The sequence below is a fragment of the Streptomyces sp. NBC_00354 genome (genome assembly GCF_036106915.1).
Classification (GTDB): Bacteria; Actinomycetota; Actinomycetes; order Streptomycetales; family Streptomycetaceae; genus Streptomyces.
Window position 1 is genome coordinate 7365915 of the sequence record NZ_CP107983.1, and the last position, 16574, is coordinate 7382488.

The window sequence follows — 16574 nt, forward strand, 5'->3', positions numbered from 1 at the left end:
TCAGCATGAGTGACCAGCAGCCCAACGGTTTCTGGGCCCAGGCGGCCGCCGACCCCGAGCGCACCGTACTCGTCACCCCCGAGGGAGAGGAGTGGAGCGCCGGCCGGCTGCACGCCGACGTGAACCGTCTCGTCCACGGACTGCGCGCCGCCGGTCTGGAGAAGGGCGACGTCTTCGCCGTCGTCCTCCCCAACGGCGTCGAGTTCGTCACCGCCTACCTCGCCGCCTCCCAGGCCGGGTTCTACCTCGTCCCCGTCAACCACCACCTCGTCGGCCCCGAGATCGCCTGGATCGTCTCCGACTCCGGCGCCAAGGTCCTCATCGCCCATGAGCGCTTCGCCGACGCCGCCACCGCCGCGGCCGACGAGGCGGGCCTGCCCGCGAGCCACCGCTACGCGGTCGGAGCGGTCGCCGGCTTCCGCCCGTACGCCCAGCTCCTCGGCGGACGGCCCGCAACACCGCCCGACGGGCGGACCCTGGGCTGGGTCATGAACTACACCTCCGGCACCACCGGGCGCCCGCGCGGCATCCGCCGCCCGCTGCCCGGCAAGGTCCCGGAGGAGACGTACCTCGGCGGCTTCCTCGGGATCTTCGGCATCCGCCCGTTCGACGGCAACGTGCACCTGGTGTGCTCGCCGCTCTACCACACCGCCGTCCTCCAATTCGCGGGCGCCGCCCTGCACATCGGGCACCCGCTGGTCCTGATGGACCGCTGGACCCCGCAGGAGATGCTGCGGCTCATCGACGGCCACGCCTGCACGCACACCCACATGGTCCCGACGCAGTTCCACCGGCTGCTCGCCCTCCCGCAGGAGACGAAGGACGCGTACGACGTCTCCTCGATGCGGCACGCGATCCACGGGGCCGCGCCCTGCCCGGACCACGTCAAGCGGGCGATGATCGACTGGTGGGGCCGTTGCGTGGAGGAGTACTACGCGGCCAGCGAGGGCGGCGGCGCGTTCGCCACCGCCGAGGACTGGCTGAAGAAGCCCGGAACGGTCGGCAAGGCCTGGCCGATCAGCGAGCTCGCCATCTTCGACGACGACGGCAATCGGCTGCCGCCCGGCGAACTCGGCACCGTCTACCTGAAGATGAACACCGGCGGGTTCAGCTACCACAAGGACGAGGGCAAGACGAAGAAGAACCGCATCGGCGACTTCTTCACGGTGGGCGACCTCGGGCTGATGGACGAGGAGGGGTACCTCTTCCTGCGCGACCGCAAGATCGACATGATCATCTCGGGCGGTGTGAACATCTATCCGGCCGAGATCGAGTCGGCGCTGCTCACCCATCCGGCGGTCGCCGACGCCGCCGCCTTCGGGATCCCGCACGCCGACTGGGGCGAGGAGGTGAAGGCGGTCATCGAACCGGCCGAGGGCTTCGTGGCCGGGGACGCCCTCGCCGCGGAGATCCTGCACCACTGCGAGCGGCAGCTGGCCGGCTTCAAGCGGCCCAAGTCGGTCGACTTCATCGAGGTCATGCCGCGCGATCCCAACGGCAAGCTCTACAAGCGCCGCCTGCGCGATCCGTACTGGGAGGGCCGCGAGCGCGTGATGTGACCTGAGTGCGCGCACCCGGCCTCCGGCCCGAGGCCCCGCCGTAGGCTGAGCAGCGCAACCCTTCGGGCCGGCCGGGCTAACGGTCGGGCGTGCCTCGGCGGGCGCGGGTGCAGAGCTCGGTGAGATGGGCGGCGGACCAGCACGGTTCGATTCCCTGGAACCTCACCGCACTCCTCCGGCCGTACGCGGCCCGGGGGATGTAAGGAAACCATGAACGCGAGTACCACCTCCCGCCGCTCCCGGCGCCGGGCCCTGGCCGTCGCGGCCCTCACGGCGGCGGCCGTCACCGGCCAGCTGCTGGTCATGTCCCCGCTGGCCCAGGCGGACGGAGCCCGCGCGGCCGAAGCAATGGACGCCGCCGGGAAGCTGATGGACCCGCCGCCGGGCCACGACGAGCCCTCCCGAGGCGAAGACCCCCGCCACGAGGACGGCCCGCCGCCCGGGGGCGAGGGGTCGAAGCCGAAGCCGAAGCCCAAGCCGAAGGCCCCGCTGCACGGCGTGCAGGAGTACACCAACAACGGGACCTTCGTACCCCCGCCGGGCGTGACCTCGGTGTTCATCCAGGCCTGGGGCGCCGGCGGTGGCGGCGCCGGTGGCGGTGGCGGCGGCAGCGGCACCAACGTCGGCTCCGGCGGCACCGGTGGCGGCGGAGGTGGCGGGGGCCTCGCCTGGTGCAGCGTCCCGGTGAAGCCGGGGCAGCCGTACGTGGTCGCCGTCGGCGACGGCGGCACGGGTGGTACCGGTGGCGCCGGTGGCACGGGAGGAGGCCCCGGCGCCGCCGGCAACCCGGGCACTGCGGGCAGCGCCACCACCCTGGTCTCGCCCAGCGGAGACGTCCTGGTCACCGCAGGCGGCGGTGGTGGCGGTGGCGGCGGCGGTGGCGGGACCACCGTCGACGGAGCGGACGGTACGCCCGGCACCGGCGGCAACGCCACCTGCCGTACCGGCGGTGTGACCCGACCCGGGGAACCGGGCGGGACCGACGGCAGCGGCGGTGGTGTCGCGGACGGCATCATCGGCCTGCCCGACTTCGGCGGCATCGGCGGGTCCGGCGCGGCCGGCGGTACCAGTGGCGCCGTGTCGGGCGGCAACGGCGGTTCGTCGATCGGCGGCAGCGGCGACGGGTACGCCGTCATCTTCTGGTAGTCCGGTCGGGGTTGCGCCGGCCGCGGGTCCCGTCACGGGCGCCCGCAGCCGGCGCGCCCACCCGCGGGAACCGAAAGGGCACGTTCGGTCCCGTTCGCCCTGAACATGCCGTTCGTGGCAGGTTGGGGACATGAGTACGGCAGCACACAAGTCCCCCGTCACCGACTGGACCGTCGTGGTCCCTGTGGTCGCGCTCCTGGCGGTCGTCTTCAGCTGGGGGCGCGATCTACCCGGGTTCGCCGTGGCCCTCGTCGCCCTGTGTCTCGGGGGCGCCGTGCTGGCGGCCGTCCACCATGCCGAGGTCGTCGCCCTCCGGGTGGGTGAACCCTTCGGCTCGCTCGTCCTGGCCGTGGCCGTCACCGTCATCGAAGTGGCCCTCATCGTCACCCTGATGGCCGATGGCGGCGACAAGACCGCCTCCCTCGCCCGGGACACCGTCTTCGCCGCCGTCATGATCACCTGCAACGGCATCGTCGGCCTGTCCCTGCTGGCGGGCGCCCTGCGCAACCGCGTCACCGTCTTCAACGCCGAGGGCTCCGGCGCGGCCCTGGCCACCGTGGCGACCCTGGCCACCCTCAGCCTCGTCCTGCCGACGTTCACCACCAGCAAGCCGGGACCGGAGTTCTCCACCGCGCAACTGGCCTTCGCCGCCGTCGCCTCGCTCGCCCTGTACGGGCTGTTCATCGCCGTCCAGACGGTCCGCCACCGGGACTACTTCCTGCCGGTCGCCACCGAGGCCGGTGCGAAGAAGCCCGACGGCTCCGGCGACGGCGACGGGGAGCACGCGGAGCCGCCCAGCTCCCGCGCCGCGCTGGTCAGCCTCGGCCTGCTGCTGGTCGCGCTCGTCGCCGTGGTCGGCGACGCCAAGGCCGTCTCGCCCACCATCGAGACGGGCGTCGCCAAAGCGGGCCTGCCCAACGCCGTCGTCGGTGTGATCATCGCCCTGCTGGTACTGGCCCCCGAGACCCTCGCCGCCGTCCGCGCCGCCCGCCGCGACCGCGTCCAGACCAGTCTCAACCTGGGCTACGGCTCCGCCATCGCCAGCATCGGCCTGACCATCCCGGCCATCGCCCTGGCCACCATCTGGCTGTCCGGCCCGCTGCTGTTGGGCCTCGGGCCGGTCCACATGGTGCTGCTCGCCCTGACCGTCGTGGTCAGCGCCCTCACCATCGCGCCCGGCCGGGCCACGCTGCTCCAGGGCGGCGTGCACCTCGTGCTGCTGGCCGCGTACCTGTTCCTCGCCGTCAGCCCCTGAGCCCCGGGCGGGGCCGGAACGATCCGGCCCCGCCCAGGCCGGACCGGGATCAGCGGCGCTCGCGCGGCCGGACCACCTTCAGCTGCGGGGAGGTGAGGATGTCCCGTTCGCAGAACCGCGAGGTCACCCACCGCTCCTGGGAGAACAGCCGGGTCTGGTCGGCGTAGTACGGCGAGTTCGGGTTCGACGACTGGCCGTACGTCAGCAGCGTGCGCGCCACCGGGCAACGGCCGCCGTCCCAGCCGACCGCCTGGATGTGGCTGGAGCCGTGCACGACCTCCGGGTAGCCCCCGGCCGCCGCGTTCCACGGCGCCTCGATCTTGTTCCACACGCCCAGTGCCTCGGTGCCGCCCGGCACCGCCAGCTTCTGCCCGCCGCGCACCACGAACTGGTGCTCGCCGAGCGGCGCGTCCAGCGCGATGCCGGATGCCCGCAGCTCCGCGACCGTGTCCGCGAGCGCCCGTCCGATCCCGGGCGCCGCCTGGTTGAGCGTACGAGGGGTGCGTACGGGGTCGGCCGCGGAGAACGGCACCAGCCACAGGTCCTTGGCCGCCGTGCCCGCCGTCAGCTTGCGCCAGAACCGGTCGAAGAGCAGCGCGCCACGGCTGCCGGTGTCGGCCGTACGGTCCCAGCCCGCCAGCACCGCGCAGGCCGCCGAGACGTCCACCGGCCGGCCGTCGCTCGCGGTGGCCGCGCCGCCGGGCAGGGCGGCGCAGGCCTTCGCCGCGTCGGCTGCCGCCAGGTCGCCGGCCGGCACCCGGTTCGCGAACTGCTGCTTCTGCAGGTCCGCCACGGTCAGCCCGCCCTTGGCGGCCATCGCCGCCACGTCCTCCACGGCGCCGCGGGTGCGCAGCGACCGCGGGGTGCCCGCATTGCCCCAGATCCGCTCGTACCCGGTCAGCGGCCGGTCGGCATTGGCCAGCCAGGCGCTGTCGTTGGAGTTCTCGGCGTACGGGGCGTCGCGCAGCGTCGGCGCCTTCCCCGGGCCGAACACTCCCGGCTGCACCGCGTCCGGGTCCGAGCCGAGCGCGCAGTCGCCGCGCGCCCCGTCGAGGACCGCGAGCCCGGATGCCGGGTACGTGGCCCTGCCGAGCGGGGTGGAGCAGCGGGCGGCGAGCTCGTCGGTGATCCGGGGGAGCACCTGGGACTGGGTGAACAGCGTGCCGCCTGCCGAATCCGCGGCGACCGTGTTGACCCAGGGCAGGCCCTGCGTGCGCTTCAGCGCGTCCTGGATCCCGGCGACCGTGCGGGCCTTCCCCATGGCGAGGGCGGTGTCGGAGCCGCGCAGGTTCGCGGCGTTCGGGTCGTTCAGCGCGTACGCCGTGGCGGCCGTCCAGGGCAGCGGCAGGCCCGGTCCGAGGCCGGTGACCACGGGCCCGTGGCGGGTCCACCACTGGGTGCGGGTGACGGGACCGCCGCCCGCCACCTGGACGCTGACCGTCCGCTGCGTCATCTTCTCCGGCTTGCCGTCGACCAGGTAGGCGGTCGGGTCGGCCGGGTCCAGGGTGAGCTGGTGCAGGTTGACGGGGGTGCCGGTGGCCACGGTGTGGCTCCAGGCCACCTTCTCATTGAAGCCGATGTTGACCACGGCGGTTCCCAGCAGGGAGCCGCCGGAGACGTTCAGCTCGCCGGGTATGGTCTGCTGCGACTGCCAGAACCGGCGGCCGCCCTGCCAGGGATAGTGCGGGTTCCCGAGCAGCAGACTGCCCCCGCTCGCAGTGGTGGAGCCGCTGAAGGCCACCGCGTTGGAGCCCATGTCGTAGCGGCCCGTGTCGAAGAAGGCCCGCGCGGCCTCGGCGGCCGCCGCCGGGTCGGCCCCGGCGGCAGGCTCCGTACGGACGGCAGCGGCGCCGGACGCCGCCCGGCCCGGCGGCTGCGCCGCGGCGATGTCGTCGACGGCGCGCCCCTGGCCGCCGAGCACGGAGACGGCGAAGCCCCGGGAGGCCACGTCGAGGACGGTGACCGGGCGCACCCATGCGGCGCCCTTGCACGCCGGGTCGGTGATCTTGTTCTGGGCGAGCCAGGCGTTGTACCCGGCGGCCCAGCCGCGCATCAGCTCCTTGAGGTCCCGGGTGGGGCCGGCCGGGGCGGGCGTGGCGAGGAGCTTCTCGACGGTGCCGGACTCCCGCACCCCCTTGAAGTACAGGTCGCTGGACAGGTTCCTGGCCGCGGAGGAGAGCGAGCCGTCGGGCGCCGCGTCGGCGCCGAACCAGCGCGAGCGCTCGCCGGCCACGGTCACGAACCCGTCGGCGAGCACACAGACCTGGTCGGCGGCCTGGGCCCAGCCGGTGCCGAAGCCGAGGTGCGCGTAGTCCTGGGCCAGGATGTGCGGGATGCCGTTCTCGGTGTACCGGATGACGGCGGACAGGCCGCCGCCGGACGGCCCGCGCTCGGCGGCGCCCGTCGCGGCCGAGGCCTGCGGCACCGCGGCCGTGACGGCGAGCAGGGCGGCGCCGGTGAGCGCGGCGCGCCGGAGCAGCGGGCGGGTGCGGCAGTATCCATCAAGAAAGCGCAACATGCCTCCCAAGTAGCCTGCGGATGGGCGTGGTTGCCCGTGGAACAGGCGGTGCTTGCGTGCCCCCACACTCATGCAGGCGGCCTGATGATCTGTCAACATCCCGTTTGGTATCCCGGTTGTGCCGGTCCTTGACCTTGACCGTCGGCGGAGACGAGGATCGCGCCATGACGGCAGCGCAGACGGTGCAGGCAGGGCAGGCCGGGGAGCCGGTGCGGCAGAACACGGTCGACGGGCTGGTGCGCGACAGCGCGCTGCGGGTCCCCGACCGGGTGGCCGTCCGCTACCGCGATCGGACCTGGACGTACGCGGAGCTCGACGCCGCCGTCTCCACCGGCGCCGCCGTCCTGCGGGAGCGGTACGGGCTGGCCGCCGGCGACCGGGTCGCGACCTTCGCCCACAACTCCGACGCGTACCTGCTCGCCTTCCTCGCCTGCGCCCGGGCCGGGCTCACCCACGTCCCGGTCAACCAGAACCTCACCGGCGAGGACCTCGCGTACATCCTGGACGACTGCACGAGCGCGCTGGTCCTCGCCGACCCGGACCTCGCCGCGCGGATCCCCGGGGGCCATGCCGTACGGGCGCTGCGCGACGCGCCCGGCTCCTTCCTGGCGGAGCTCGCCGGTCCGCAGCCCTTCGCGACGGACCGCGACCCGGACGCCGTTGTGCAGCTGCTCTACACCTCGGGGACCACGGCGCTGCCCAAGGGCGCGATGATGACGCACAAGGCGCTGGTCCACGAGTACGAGAGCGCGATCGAGGCGCTGGACCTGGCCGAGGGGGACCGGCCGGTGCACTCGCTGCCGCTCTACCACTCGGCGCAGATGCACGTCTTCCTGCTGCCGTACCTGGCGGTGGGCGCGCAGAACACGATCCTGGACGCGCCGGTCGCGGAGGCGATCTTCGACCTGGTGGAGGCGGGGCGGGCCGACAGCCTCTTCGCGCCGCCCACGGTGTGGATCGGGCTCGCGGGCCACCCCGACTTCGGGCGGCGGGAGCTGGGCGGGCTGCGCAAGGCGTACTACGGGGCCTCGATCATGCCGGTGCCCGTCCTGGAGCGGCTGCGGGCGCGGCTGCCCGGGCTCGGCTTCTACAACTGCTTCGGGCAGAGCGAGATCGGGCCGCTGGCCACCGTCCTCGGACCGGACGAGCACGAGGGGCGGATGGACTCCTGCGGCCGGCCGGTCCGCCACGTCGAGGCGAAGGTCGTCGACGAGGACGGCGCGGACGTCCCGGACGGCACGGCGGGCGAGGTGGTGTACCGGTCGCCCCAGCTCTGCCTGGGCTACTGGAACGACCCGGAGGCGACGAAGAAGGCCTTCCGGGACGGCTGGTTCCGCTCCGGGGACCTCGCGGTGCGCGATGCGCAGGGCTACTTCACGGTCGTCGACCGGGTGAAGGACGTCATCAACTCGGGCGGTGTGCTGGTGGCCTCCCGGCAGGTCGAGGACGCGCTGTACACCCATCCGGGGGTGGCCGAGGCGGCGGTGGTGGGCCTGCCCGACGAGCGGTGGATCGAGGCCGTCACGGCGGTGGTGGTGCCGCGCGGTGAGGTGACGGAGGCGGAGCTGCTGGCGTACGCCCGGGAGAAGCTGGCCGGCTTCAAGGCCCCGAAGCGGGTGCTGTTCGTGGACGCCCTCCCGCGCAACGCCAGCGGCAAGATCCTCAAGCGTGAACTCCGGGACCGGTTCGGGCAGGAGGGCCGGCAGGGTCGGTAGACCCGGGCGGGCGTCACTCGGGCGGCAGCCCGGTGTCCTGGACGCGCCGGAGGGTGAGGTGTTCGTGGACCAGGCGACCGACCAGGGCGCCGCCGTAGACGACGAAGCCGACGCCGACCAGCCAGGACTGGACGACCAGCAGGGTGCCGAAGGGGCCGTAGGTGACGGCGTTCGACGCGATCAGCGGGGAGAAAACCAGCTGGGAGAAGACCCGCAGGCCGAGCAGGCCCAGGCTGGTCGCCACGGCGCCGGGCAGCAGGGCCCGCCAGCGGACCCGGCCGCCGAGCAGCAGCCGCTGGGAGCCCCAGAAGAACGCGCAGGTGCCGACGAGGTCGCCGGTGGTGCCGAGGATCGTGCCGGGCGCGTCGTTCGACGGCGCGGGGATCTCGACGAGCAGCCCGAGGTAGCAGACCAGCAGGGCGAGCCAGACGACGTGCCGCCACATGGTGTGCCAGCGGGCGGTGGGCAGGTCCCAGACCTTCTCGTACCCGGTCTGCACGGCCGAGCCGAAGGTCAGGCCGAAGACGGCGAGGGCCGCGAGCCCGAAGGCCGTGGTCCGCTCGAGCGCCAGGTCGGCCGCGCCGAACAGCATCTCCACCCGGGCCCGCGAGGACTCGGTGACCCCGAGGGCCTGGCCGAGCCAGCGGCCGAAGCCGGAGCCGCTGCCGGGGGCGGCGGCCGCGACGACCACCAGCAGCGGCACCAGGGTCAGGAAGCCGAGGGCGGCGAAGCCCATGGCCCGGTGCATCAGCTCCATCTCCCGCCCCCGGCTCCACGCCAGCCCGGCCGGGGAGGCCTGGAGCCGGTCGTGGAGCTGTCGGAAGATCGAGGTCACGCCTCATGGACTACCCGGACGGACCCGCCGGCTCTCGGAGGCTCCCCCGAAGTAGGCCCGAAGGGGTGGTTTCGCGTGCCCGCGCGGCAGCTTGCGGGATGCGCTCAGCCCTTGGTGCGGCGACGGTACTCCTCGGTCGGGACGCCCCCTACACCCCAGTCCTCCAGGGCGACCTCGTCGATGAGGACGAAGGTGGTGGCGGGGTCCTTGTCGAGGACCCGGACGAGCAGTTCCGTGACACCGGCGATGATCTCGGCCTTCTGTGCGGCGGTGGCGCCTTCACGGGTGATCTTCACATTGACGTACGGCATGACGGGTCCTTCCGGGAAACCGGTGGGTGGGGCCGGGGCGGGAGCGGGGGCTGCGGCGGGCGGGGTCAGGAGCGGCCGGTGACGTGGCCGCCGTCCACGCGCAGGGCATGGCCCGTCACGAACTCGGCGTCCGCGAGGTAGAGGACCGCCTGCGAGATCTCGGAGACCTCGCCGACGCGGTTCAGCAGCGCGAGGCCTGCGAAGGAGTCCACGTCGGAGCCCGCATGCAGCGGCGTGCGGATGATGCCGGGCGACACGAGGTTGACCCGGATGCCGTCGGCCGCGAGTTCGGCGGCGAGGCTCGTGGTCAGCCCGTGCACACCGGCCTTGCTGACGACCGGCGCGGAGGCCGGGAAGCCGGCCAGTCCGTGGTCCACGAGGACGGTGCCGATGTTGACGACGCTGCCGCCGCGCCCCTGCTCGCGCGCGGCCCGTACGAAGGACTGGGTGGTGATGTACGTGCCCTTGAGGTTGTGGGTCAGGAAGCCGTCCAGCTCCTCCTCGGTGACCTCGGTGAAGGGCTTCGGCGCGAAGGTGCCGGCGTTGTTCACGAGGACGTCGACACTGCCGAACCGGTCGAGCGCGGTACGGACGAGGGCCTCGCCGGTGGCGCGGTCGGCGATGGTGCCCGCGACCCAGGCGGTGCGCTCCGGGTGGCCGAGCGAGGCCGCTGCCTTGGCGAGCCGGTCGGCGTCCCGGCCGTTGAGGACGACGTTGGCGCCGTCGGCCAGGAAGGTGCGGGCGATGTCCAGGCCGATGCCGCTGGAGGAGCCGGTGATCAGGGCGGTGCGGGTGCGGGTGCTGGCGTCGGACATGGTTCTGCCTTTCGGGCTCAGTCGGTTCGGCCGGCCGGCGGTCGGTCCGGCCGGTTGTGTCGTTCGTCGAGCGACACCGGAAACGTATGGGCCCCGAACCCATAACACCACGACGGAGTTTGAAGCATGTGATAATCCAGCGTTATGGATGTGGACCTGCGTGACCTGGAACTTCTGGCCGCCACCGCCGATGCCGGATCGCTGACCGCGGCCGCCGAACGGCTCTTCGTGAGCCAGCCCGCCCTCAGCCAGCGGCTGACGCGCCTGGAGGACCGGCTGGGCATGCAGCTGTTCGACCGGCAGGGTCGCCGTCTCGTGCCGAATGCGGCCGGCCGCAGGATGCTCGTCGCAGCGCACCGGATCCTCGGCGAACTGGAGGCGGCCACCCGCGATCTGCAGGAGATGCGCGACGGCCGGGAGCGTCGGGTCCGCTTCGCCGCGCAATGCAGCACCACCTTCCAGTGGCTGCCTCCGGTGCTTCGCGCGTTCCGCGAACGCGAGCCCCGTGCCGAGGTGCGGATCGAGGCGGTTGCCGACGACGCTCCCATTCCTGCGCTGCTCGCCGATCTCGTCGACGTCGCGCTGGTCACGAAGCCGGACGTGCAGATGGACCGGGTGGAGCTGATCCCGCTGTTCGAGGACGAGATGGTGGCCGTCGTGCCGGCCGGGCACCCCTGGGCGTCCCGCAAGCACGTGACTGCGGCCGACTTCACCGGTGTCGACCTGGTCCTCTACGACGTCTACGACCAGAACCGCATCCCGTCGTTCCCGCTGCCGCTTCCCCCCGGGGCCCGGCCCGCCCGGATCACCACCATGCCCCTGGTCACCGACCTGGTGATCGAGATGGCGGCCGGCGGCCAGGGCATCGCGGTCCTGCCGAACTGGGTGGCCGCCCCGTACGTGGCCTCCCACGGCCTGGCGCTGGTCCGGATCGGAGCCCGGCCCCTGACCCGCACCTGGTTCTGCGCCACCCGCCCCGGCCTCAGGCCGCCACACGTGGAGGCCTTCGTCGAAGAGCTCGTGGCCCGCCTCGGCCGTCCCGAGGCGGGTCTGCGGGCGGTTACCGAGCTTCTCGCAGGTCCACCAGCCGCTTGATCTTGCCCACCGAGCGCTCAAGGGTCTCCGGGTCGACCACCTCGACGCCCACGGAGACGCCGATGCCCTCCTTGACCGCCCGGACCACGGCGGCGGCCGCGGACTCCCGCTGACCGGCATCGACCTCCCGGCGCGCCTCCACCCGTACGGTCAGGGCGTCCATCCGCCCCTCCCGGGTCAGCCGCAGCTGGAAGTGCGGGGCCAGGCCGGGCGTGCGCAGCAGGATCTCCTCGATCTGCGTCGGGTAGAGGTTCACCCCGCGCAGGATGATCATGTCGTCGCTGCGGCCCGTGATCTTCTCCATCCGCCGGAAGGCCGGCCGCGCCGTGCCGGGCAGCAGCCGGGTCAGGTCGCGGGTCCGGTAGCGGATGATCGGCATGGCCTCCTTGGTGAGCGAGGTGAACACCAGCTCCCCGGACTCGCCCTCCGGCAGCACCTCGCCGGTGAACGGGTCGACGACCTCCGGATAGAAGTGGTCCTCCCAGATGTGCAGGCCGTCCTTGGTCTCCACGCACTCCTGCGCCACGCCCGGGCCGATCACCTCGGACAGGCCGTATATGTCCACCGCGTCGATGTCGAGCCGCTGCTCGATCTCCCGGCGCATCTCCTCGGTCCACGGCTCCGCGCCGAAGATGCCCGTACGGAGCGAGGTGCTGCGCGGGTCGATCCCCTGGCGCTCCATCTCGTCCAGCAGCGTGAGCATGTACGAGGGCGTCACCATGATCACCTCCGGCCGGAAGTCCTGGATCAGCCGGACCTGGCGGTCGGTCATCCCGCCGGATGCCGGGACGACCGTACAGCCGAGCCGCTCCGCGCCGTAGTGCGCGCCGAGGCCGCCGGTGAACAGGCCGTACCCGTACGCGATGTGCACGATCTGGCCCGGTCTGCCGCCCGCCGCCCGGATGGACCGTGCCACGACGTCCGCCCAGGTGGAGAGGTCCCCGTCGGTGTACCCGACGACGGTGGGGCGGCCGGTGGTGCCGCTGGAGGCGTGGATGCGGCGCACCTCGGAGCGGGGCACGGCGAACATGCCGAAGGGGTACTGGTCGCGCAGGTCGGCCTTGGTGGTGAAGGGGAAGAGGGAGAGGTCGGCGAGGGAGCGGCAGTCGTCGGGGTGCACGCCGGCCTTGTCGAAGGCCTGCCGGTAGTGGGGCACCCGCTCGTAGGCACGGCTCAGCGTGGTGCGCAGCCGCTTCAGCTGGAGTGCGGCGAGCTCGTCGCTGCTCAGCCGCTCACTGTCGTCGTGGACATCCGCATAGGCCGTCATGCCGTCACCCCATCGAGAGCCGAGCCAACCGAACGATCATTCGGTAGATTGCCCCAGCTCGGCGACTAAATCAATGACTCGAACGAGTGATCGCATGATGGGATGGGCCCATGTCGATCTTCAACAGCCATGACGGCACCGAGCTCGCCTACCACGTCCGGGGCGAGGGTGAGCCGCTCGTCTGCCTCCCGGGCGGCGCCATGCGGGCCTCCGCGTACCTGGGCGACCTCGGCGGGCTGACCGCCGGACGCCGGCTGATCCTCCTCGACCTGCGGGGCACGGGCGACTCGGCGATACCGGCGGACGAGTCCACGTACCGGGTCGACCACCAGGTCGCCGACGTCGAGGCGCTCCGGGTCCACCTCGGCCTGGAGCGCATGGACGTGCTGGCCCACTCGGCCGGCGGCAACCTCGCGCAGCTGTATGCGGCCGCCCACCCCGAGCGGGTGCGTCGCCTGGTCCTGGTCACCCCGACCTGCTGGGCCGTCGATCTCGACTCGACCCCGGAGCAGCGCCTGGAGGTGGTCCGGGTGCGGTCGGGCAGCGAGCCCTACGACACGGCCATCGCCGCCTACGAGCGGATCCTGGGGATCATGGCGGCCGGTGGCACCCCCGCCCCCGAGGACTGGCGCCGGGCGATGCCCCTCGCGTACGGGCGCTGGGACGACGAGGTGCGCGCCCATCTCGACGCGAGCGACCGCGAGAAGAACGCGGCGGCGGCCACCGCGTTCGCGGGCCCCGGCGCCTTCGACCCGCCCGCCACCCGGGCCGCGCTCCGCCGTGTCGCCGGTGAGGTGCTGGTGCTGGCCGGGGAACTGGACAGCAACCCCACCCCCGCCCTTGCCGCCGAACTCGCGGGGCTCTTCCTGCACGGCGCCGTCGACGTCCAGGCGGGCGGCGCGCACTTCCCGTGGCTGGACGACCCGCAGTGGTTCGCTGCCCGGGTGGAGCGCTTCCTGGCCGAAGGGGCCTGAGCACCGGGCCCGGACGGACGGACGGGCGGGCGGGCGGCCGGACGGCCCGGGGCGGCAGGCGGCCGCCCGGCCTCCGGCGTACGGTCGAAGGAGATGCCCCCGCCCGGGGCGTGAAGGGAGGCGGCGGCGATGTCCGTCATCGACCCCGCGGTATCGGTACGGCTCGGCGCCGCCGGCGCCCGCCGCCTGGTCGGGCTGCTGGCCGAGGTGGCCCTCCTGCTGGAACACCCCGGCCCGGTGCGGCTCTCCGACGAGCAGGCCGACGTACTGGGCCAGGGCACGGACCGCGACGAGCTCGCGTCCTGGACCCGCAGCCTGGCGGCCGAACTGCGCACCCAGCTGTAGCCGGGACCTGCGCACGCGGCCCGTGTGGCCTGCCGGCCCCGCCCGCCGCCGCGGCGCCCGGCCGGATCAGCGCGACGTGTCCGCGCCGGCGTCCGCCTCCGTCGCCACCGACTTCGCCCAGCGGTAGTCGGCCTTGCCGCTCGGCGAGCGCTGTATGGCCGGCGTGACGACCAGCTGGCGCGGGATCTTGTACCCCGCGAGCCGGGTCCGGCAGTGGCCCTGGATCTCCTCCAGGCTCGGCTCCGGGGCGCCCGGCCGGACCTGGACCACCGCCGCCACGTGATTGCCCCACTTCGCGTCCGGCACCCCCGCGACCAGGGCGTCGTACACGTCCGGATGGGACTTCAGCGCCTGCTCGACCTCCTCCGGGTAGACCTTCTCGCCGCCCGTGTTGATGCATTGCGAACCGCGCCCGAGGACCGTGACGATGCCCTCCTCGTCGACCGTCGCCATGTCCCCGAGCAGCACCCACCGCTCGGAGCCCTTCCGGAAGAAGGTCTCGGCCGTTTTCGCCGCGTCGTTGTAGTAGCCGAGCGGGACGTGGCCGCGCTGGGCGAGCCGTCCCGGTTCGCCCACCGGCACCGGCTCGTGCGTCACCGGGTCCACCACCTGCGTACGGTCGTTGACGACGAGGCGGAAGCCCTTCTCGGGGCTCGAGTCGGCGGCCGCCCGGCCGTTGGACCCGGACTCCGAGGACCCGAAGTTGTTCAGGAGCATCACGTTCGGCACCAGCCGCTGGAACTCCGCCCGTACCGTCTCCGACATGATCGCCCCGGACGAGGAGACGCTGAACAGCGAGGACAGGTCGGTCCCCTTGAGCGGGCCCTTCAGCGCATCGATGAGCGGCCGGAGCATCGCGTCGCCGACCAGAGAGACGCTCGACACCTTCTCCTTCTCGATCGTACGGAGCACTTCCTCCGGCGCGTACTTGCGGTGGATGACCACCCGCTGGCCGTAGTTGAAGGCGATGAACGAGGTCAGCGTCGAGGTGCCGTGCATCAGCGGGGGAGCGGGGAAGAAAGTGAGCCCGGCGCCCTTCGACGCGACCCGTTCGGCGAGCTCCTCGGGCCGCTTCACCGGTTCTCCCGAAGGTTCGCCGCCGAAGAGCCCCGCGAAGAACAGGTCCTCCGCGCGCCACATGACGCCCTTGGGCATACCGGTGGTGCCGCCCGTGTAGATGATGAACAGGTCGTCGGGGGAGCGGGGCGCGAAGCCGCGCGCGGGCGAGCCGGCCGCCTCGGCGTCCGCGTACGCGACGGGCGCGATGGAGGGCTCCGGAGCACCTTCGGGGACCGGCCCGACGCGGATCAGGTGGCGCAGCTTCGCCGTCTGCGGGAGGGCGGCGGCCACCCGCTCCGTGAACTCGCCCTCGAAGACGAGCGCGGCGAGGTCGGCGTCGTTGTAGAGGTAGACCAGCTCCTCCTCCACGTACCGGTAGTTGACGTTCACCGGTACGAGGCGGGCCTTCAGGCAGGCCAGGACGGTCTGCAGGTACTCGATGCCGTTGTAGAGGTGCAGGCCCAGGTGCTCGCCGGCCGTCAAGCCGCTGTCCAGCAGGTGGTGCGCGATGCGGTTCGCCGCGGCGTCCAGCTCCGCGTACGTGAGGCGGCGCTCGGCGCCGGTCCCGGGGTGGTCCACGTACACAAGGGCCTCGCGGTCCGGGACCACGTCGACGACCGACTCGAACAGGTCGGCAAGGTTGTACTCCACCGTTCCTCCTCACCCCCGAGGTTGCCCGTTGCCGGGCCCATGGCCGTGCTGCCCGCGGCGGTCATTAGAGCGCCGCTCAGCCCAAGTGGGAAGGGCGCGGCCCAAGAAATCTGACTGTGTGTCAGAAAACTATTGAACTGCACCCGGCCCTCCTGCAACCTGTTCTAGGTCTTGAGACGGGAGGACGGCAATGGGTGGGACCGAACACCTGACCGTGGAGCGCCACGGCGCCACGCTGGTGCTCACCATGAACAGGCCCGAGGCGAAGAACGCGCTCTCGCTGCCGCTGTTGGTGGGGCTGTACGACGGCTGGCTGGAGGCGGACGCCGACGACACGATCCGCTCGGTGGTCCTGACCGGTGCGGGCGGGGACTTCTGCGCCGGGATGGACCTCAAGGCGCTGGCCGGGAAAGGGATGGCGGGCGACCGGTACCGGGACCGTCTGAAGGCCGACCCCGACCTGCACTGGAAGGCGATGCTCCGCCACCACCGGCCGCGCAAGCCGGTGATCGCGGCGGTGGAGGGCTACTGCGTGGCAGGCGGGACCGAGATCCTGCAGGGCACGGACATCCGGGTCGCGGCCGCGGGCGCCACCTTCGGGCTCTTCGAGGTCAAGCGGGGCCTGTTCCCGATCGGCGGCTCGACGGTACGGCTGCCCCGGCAGATCCCGCGCACGCACGCCCTGGAGATGCTGCTGACCGGCCGGCCGTACTCGGCGCACGAGGCGGCGCGGATCGGGCTGGTCGGGCAGGTCGTCCCCGAGGGGACGGCCCTGGCCAAGGCCCTGGAGATCGCCGAGCTGGTCAACGCGTGCGGGCCGCTGGCCGTCGAGGCCGTGAAGGCCTCGGTCTACGAGACTGCCGAGCTGACGGAGACGGAAGGCCTGGCCTCCGAGCTGTTGCGGGGCTGGCCGGTCTTCGACACCGCGGACGCCAAGGAGGGGGCGCGGGCCTTCGCCGAGAAGCGGCCCGCCGTGTATCGGAGGGAGTAGCCGCCGGCCGTCCGGACGTGGCGCCGGCCGTCAGGACG

General features: G+C 72.8%; 14 protein-coding genes. 8 read left to right on the forward strand and 6 right to left on the reverse strand.

Annotation, left to right across the window (positions count from 1 at the left end):
- Positions 1 to 5: 5 nt before the first annotated feature.
- From OHT74_RS33800 to OHT74_RS33810, 3 genes are all read left to right on the forward strand, one after another.
- The gene (locus tag OHT74_RS33800; protein ID WP_328622294.1) at positions 6 to 1559 is read left to right on the forward strand and encodes an acyl-CoA synthetase; all 1554 of its coding nucleotides are present in this window, start codon (positions 6 to 8) and stop codon (positions 1557 to 1559) included.
- 210 nt (positions 1560 to 1769) lie between these two features.
- Positions 1770 to 2705 carry a hypothetical protein gene (locus OHT74_RS33805; protein ID WP_328622295.1) on the forward strand — a complete coding sequence of 312 codons (936 nt, stop codon included), beginning with the start codon at positions 1770 to 1772 and terminating at the stop codon, positions 2703 to 2705.
- 130 nt (positions 2706 to 2835) lie between these two features.
- Complete coding sequence (locus tag OHT74_RS33810) at positions 2836 to 3960, forward strand: calcium:proton antiporter (RefSeq protein ID WP_328622296.1); 1125 nt, start codon at positions 2836 to 2838, stop codon at positions 3958 to 3960.
- 49 nt (positions 3961 to 4009) lie between these two features.
- Here OHT74_RS33810 and OHT74_RS33815 read toward each other — a convergent pair whose 3' ends face one another.
- Positions 4010 to 6478, reverse strand: coding sequence for a penicillin acylase family protein (locus tag OHT74_RS33815; protein ID WP_328622297.1), 2469 nt, complete (start codon positions 6476 to 6478; stop codon positions 4010 to 4012).
- 164 nt (positions 6479 to 6642) lie between these two features.
- On the opposite strand from OHT74_RS33815, the gene OHT74_RS33820 reads away from it, so the two are divergent.
- Entirely contained in the window at positions 6643 to 8193 is a 1551-nt protein-coding gene (locus tag OHT74_RS33820) for a fatty acyl-CoA synthetase (RefSeq protein ID WP_328622298.1), read from the forward strand.
- Positions 8194 to 8206: 13 nt separating this feature from the next.
- On the opposite strand, the gene OHT74_RS33825 is transcribed toward OHT74_RS33820, so the two are convergent.
- From OHT74_RS33825 to OHT74_RS33835, 3 genes are all read right to left on the reverse strand, one after another.
- Positions 8207 to 9028, reverse strand: a complete 822-nt coding sequence (locus OHT74_RS33825; protein ID WP_266669880.1) for a YhjD/YihY/BrkB family envelope integrity protein — start codon at positions 9026 to 9028, stop codon at positions 8207 to 8209.
- Positions 9029 to 9132: 104 nt separating this feature from the next.
- Positions 9133 to 9339 (reverse strand): tautomerase family protein, encoded by a 207-nt coding sequence (locus tag OHT74_RS33830; protein ID WP_266669882.1) that lies wholly within the window; start codon positions 9337 to 9339, stop codon positions 9133 to 9135.
- Between the two features lie 65 nt (positions 9340 to 9404).
- The gene (locus OHT74_RS33835) at positions 9405 to 10154 is read right to left on the reverse strand and encodes an SDR family NAD(P)-dependent oxidoreductase (protein ID WP_328622299.1); all 750 of its coding nucleotides are present in this window, start codon (positions 10152 to 10154) and stop codon (positions 9405 to 9407) included.
- A 144-nt stretch (positions 10155 to 10298) separates the two neighbouring features.
- Here OHT74_RS33835 and OHT74_RS33840 point away from each other — a divergent pair, with 144 nt between their 5' ends.
- Complete coding sequence (locus OHT74_RS33840; RefSeq protein ID WP_328622300.1) at positions 10299 to 11249, forward strand: LysR family transcriptional regulator; 951 nt, start codon at positions 10299 to 10301, stop codon at positions 11247 to 11249.
- Here the strand turns inward: OHT74_RS33840 and paaK are convergent.
- Positions 11215 to 12516 carry a phenylacetate--CoA ligase PaaK gene (paaK, locus tag OHT74_RS33845; protein ID WP_328622301.1) on the reverse strand — a complete coding sequence of 434 codons (1302 nt, stop codon included), beginning with the start codon at positions 12514 to 12516 and terminating at the stop codon, positions 11215 to 11217. The two genes, OHT74_RS33840 and paaK, sit on opposite strands and share 35 nt — an antisense overlap.
- A 110-nt stretch (positions 12517 to 12626) precedes the next feature.
- Here paaK and OHT74_RS33850 point away from each other — a divergent pair, with 110 nt between their 5' ends.
- Entirely contained in the window at positions 12627 to 13490 is an 864-nt protein-coding gene (locus OHT74_RS33850) for an alpha/beta fold hydrolase (protein ID WP_328622302.1), read from the forward strand.
- Positions 13491 to 13619: 129 nt separating this feature from the next.
- Entirely contained in the window at positions 13620 to 13835 is a 216-nt protein-coding gene (locus OHT74_RS33855) for a hypothetical protein (protein ID WP_266669892.1), read from the forward strand.
- Positions 13836 to 13901: 66 nt separating this feature from the next.
- On the opposite strand, the gene OHT74_RS33860 is transcribed toward OHT74_RS33855, so the two are convergent.
- The gene (locus tag OHT74_RS33860) at positions 13902 to 15545 is read right to left on the reverse strand and encodes an acyl-CoA synthetase (protein ID WP_328622303.1); all 1644 of its coding nucleotides are present in this window, start codon (positions 15543 to 15545) and stop codon (positions 13902 to 13904) included.
- A 190-nt stretch (positions 15546 to 15735) separates the two neighbouring features.
- Between OHT74_RS33860 and OHT74_RS33865 the strand changes: the two genes are divergently transcribed.
- The gene (locus tag OHT74_RS33865; protein ID WP_328622304.1) at positions 15736 to 16536 is read left to right on the forward strand and encodes a crotonase/enoyl-CoA hydratase family protein; all 801 of its coding nucleotides are present in this window, start codon (positions 15736 to 15738) and stop codon (positions 16534 to 16536) included.
- Positions 16537 to 16574: the final 38 nt, after the last annotated feature.

Bases quoted from the DNA above. Each gene is read 5' to 3' on its own strand.
- OHT74_RS33800 (WP_328622294.1), top strand. From the start codon at position 6: ATGAGTGACCAGCAGCCCAACGGTTTCTGGGCCCAGGCGGCCGCCGAC.
- OHT74_RS33805 (WP_328622295.1), top strand. From the start codon at position 1,770: ATGAACGCGAGTACCACCTCCCGCCGCTCCCGGCGCCGGGCCCTGGCC.
- OHT74_RS33810 (WP_328622296.1), top strand. From the start codon at position 2,836: ATGAGTACGGCAGCACACAAGTCCCCCGTCACCGACTGGACCGTCGTG.
- OHT74_RS33815 (WP_328622297.1), bottom strand. From the start codon at position 6,478: ATGTTGCGCTTTCTTGATGGATACTGCCGCACCCGCCCGCTGCTCCGG.
- OHT74_RS33820 (WP_328622298.1), top strand. From the start codon at position 6,643: ATGACGGCAGCGCAGACGGTGCAGGCAGGGCAGGCCGGGGAGCCGGTG.
- OHT74_RS33830 (WP_266669882.1), bottom strand. From the start codon at position 9,339: ATGCCGTACGTCAATGTGAAGATCACCCGTGAAGGCGCCACCGCCGCA.
- OHT74_RS33835 (WP_328622299.1), bottom strand. From the start codon at position 10,154: ATGTCCGACGCCAGCACCCGCACCCGCACCGCCCTGATCACCGGCTCC.
- OHT74_RS33840 (WP_328622300.1), top strand. From the start codon at position 10,299: ATGGATGTGGACCTGCGTGACCTGGAACTTCTGGCCGCCACCGCCGAT.
- paaK (WP_328622301.1), bottom strand. From the start codon at position 12,516: ATGACGGCCTATGCGGATGTCCACGACGACAGTGAGCGGCTGAGCAGC.
- OHT74_RS33850 (WP_328622302.1), top strand. From the start codon at position 12,627: ATGTCGATCTTCAACAGCCATGACGGCACCGAGCTCGCCTACCACGTC.
- OHT74_RS33855 (WP_266669892.1), top strand. From the start codon at position 13,620: ATGTCCGTCATCGACCCCGCGGTATCGGTACGGCTCGGCGCCGCCGGC.
- OHT74_RS33865 (WP_328622304.1), top strand. From the start codon at position 15,736: ATGGGTGGGACCGAACACCTGACCGTGGAGCGCCACGGCGCCACGCTG.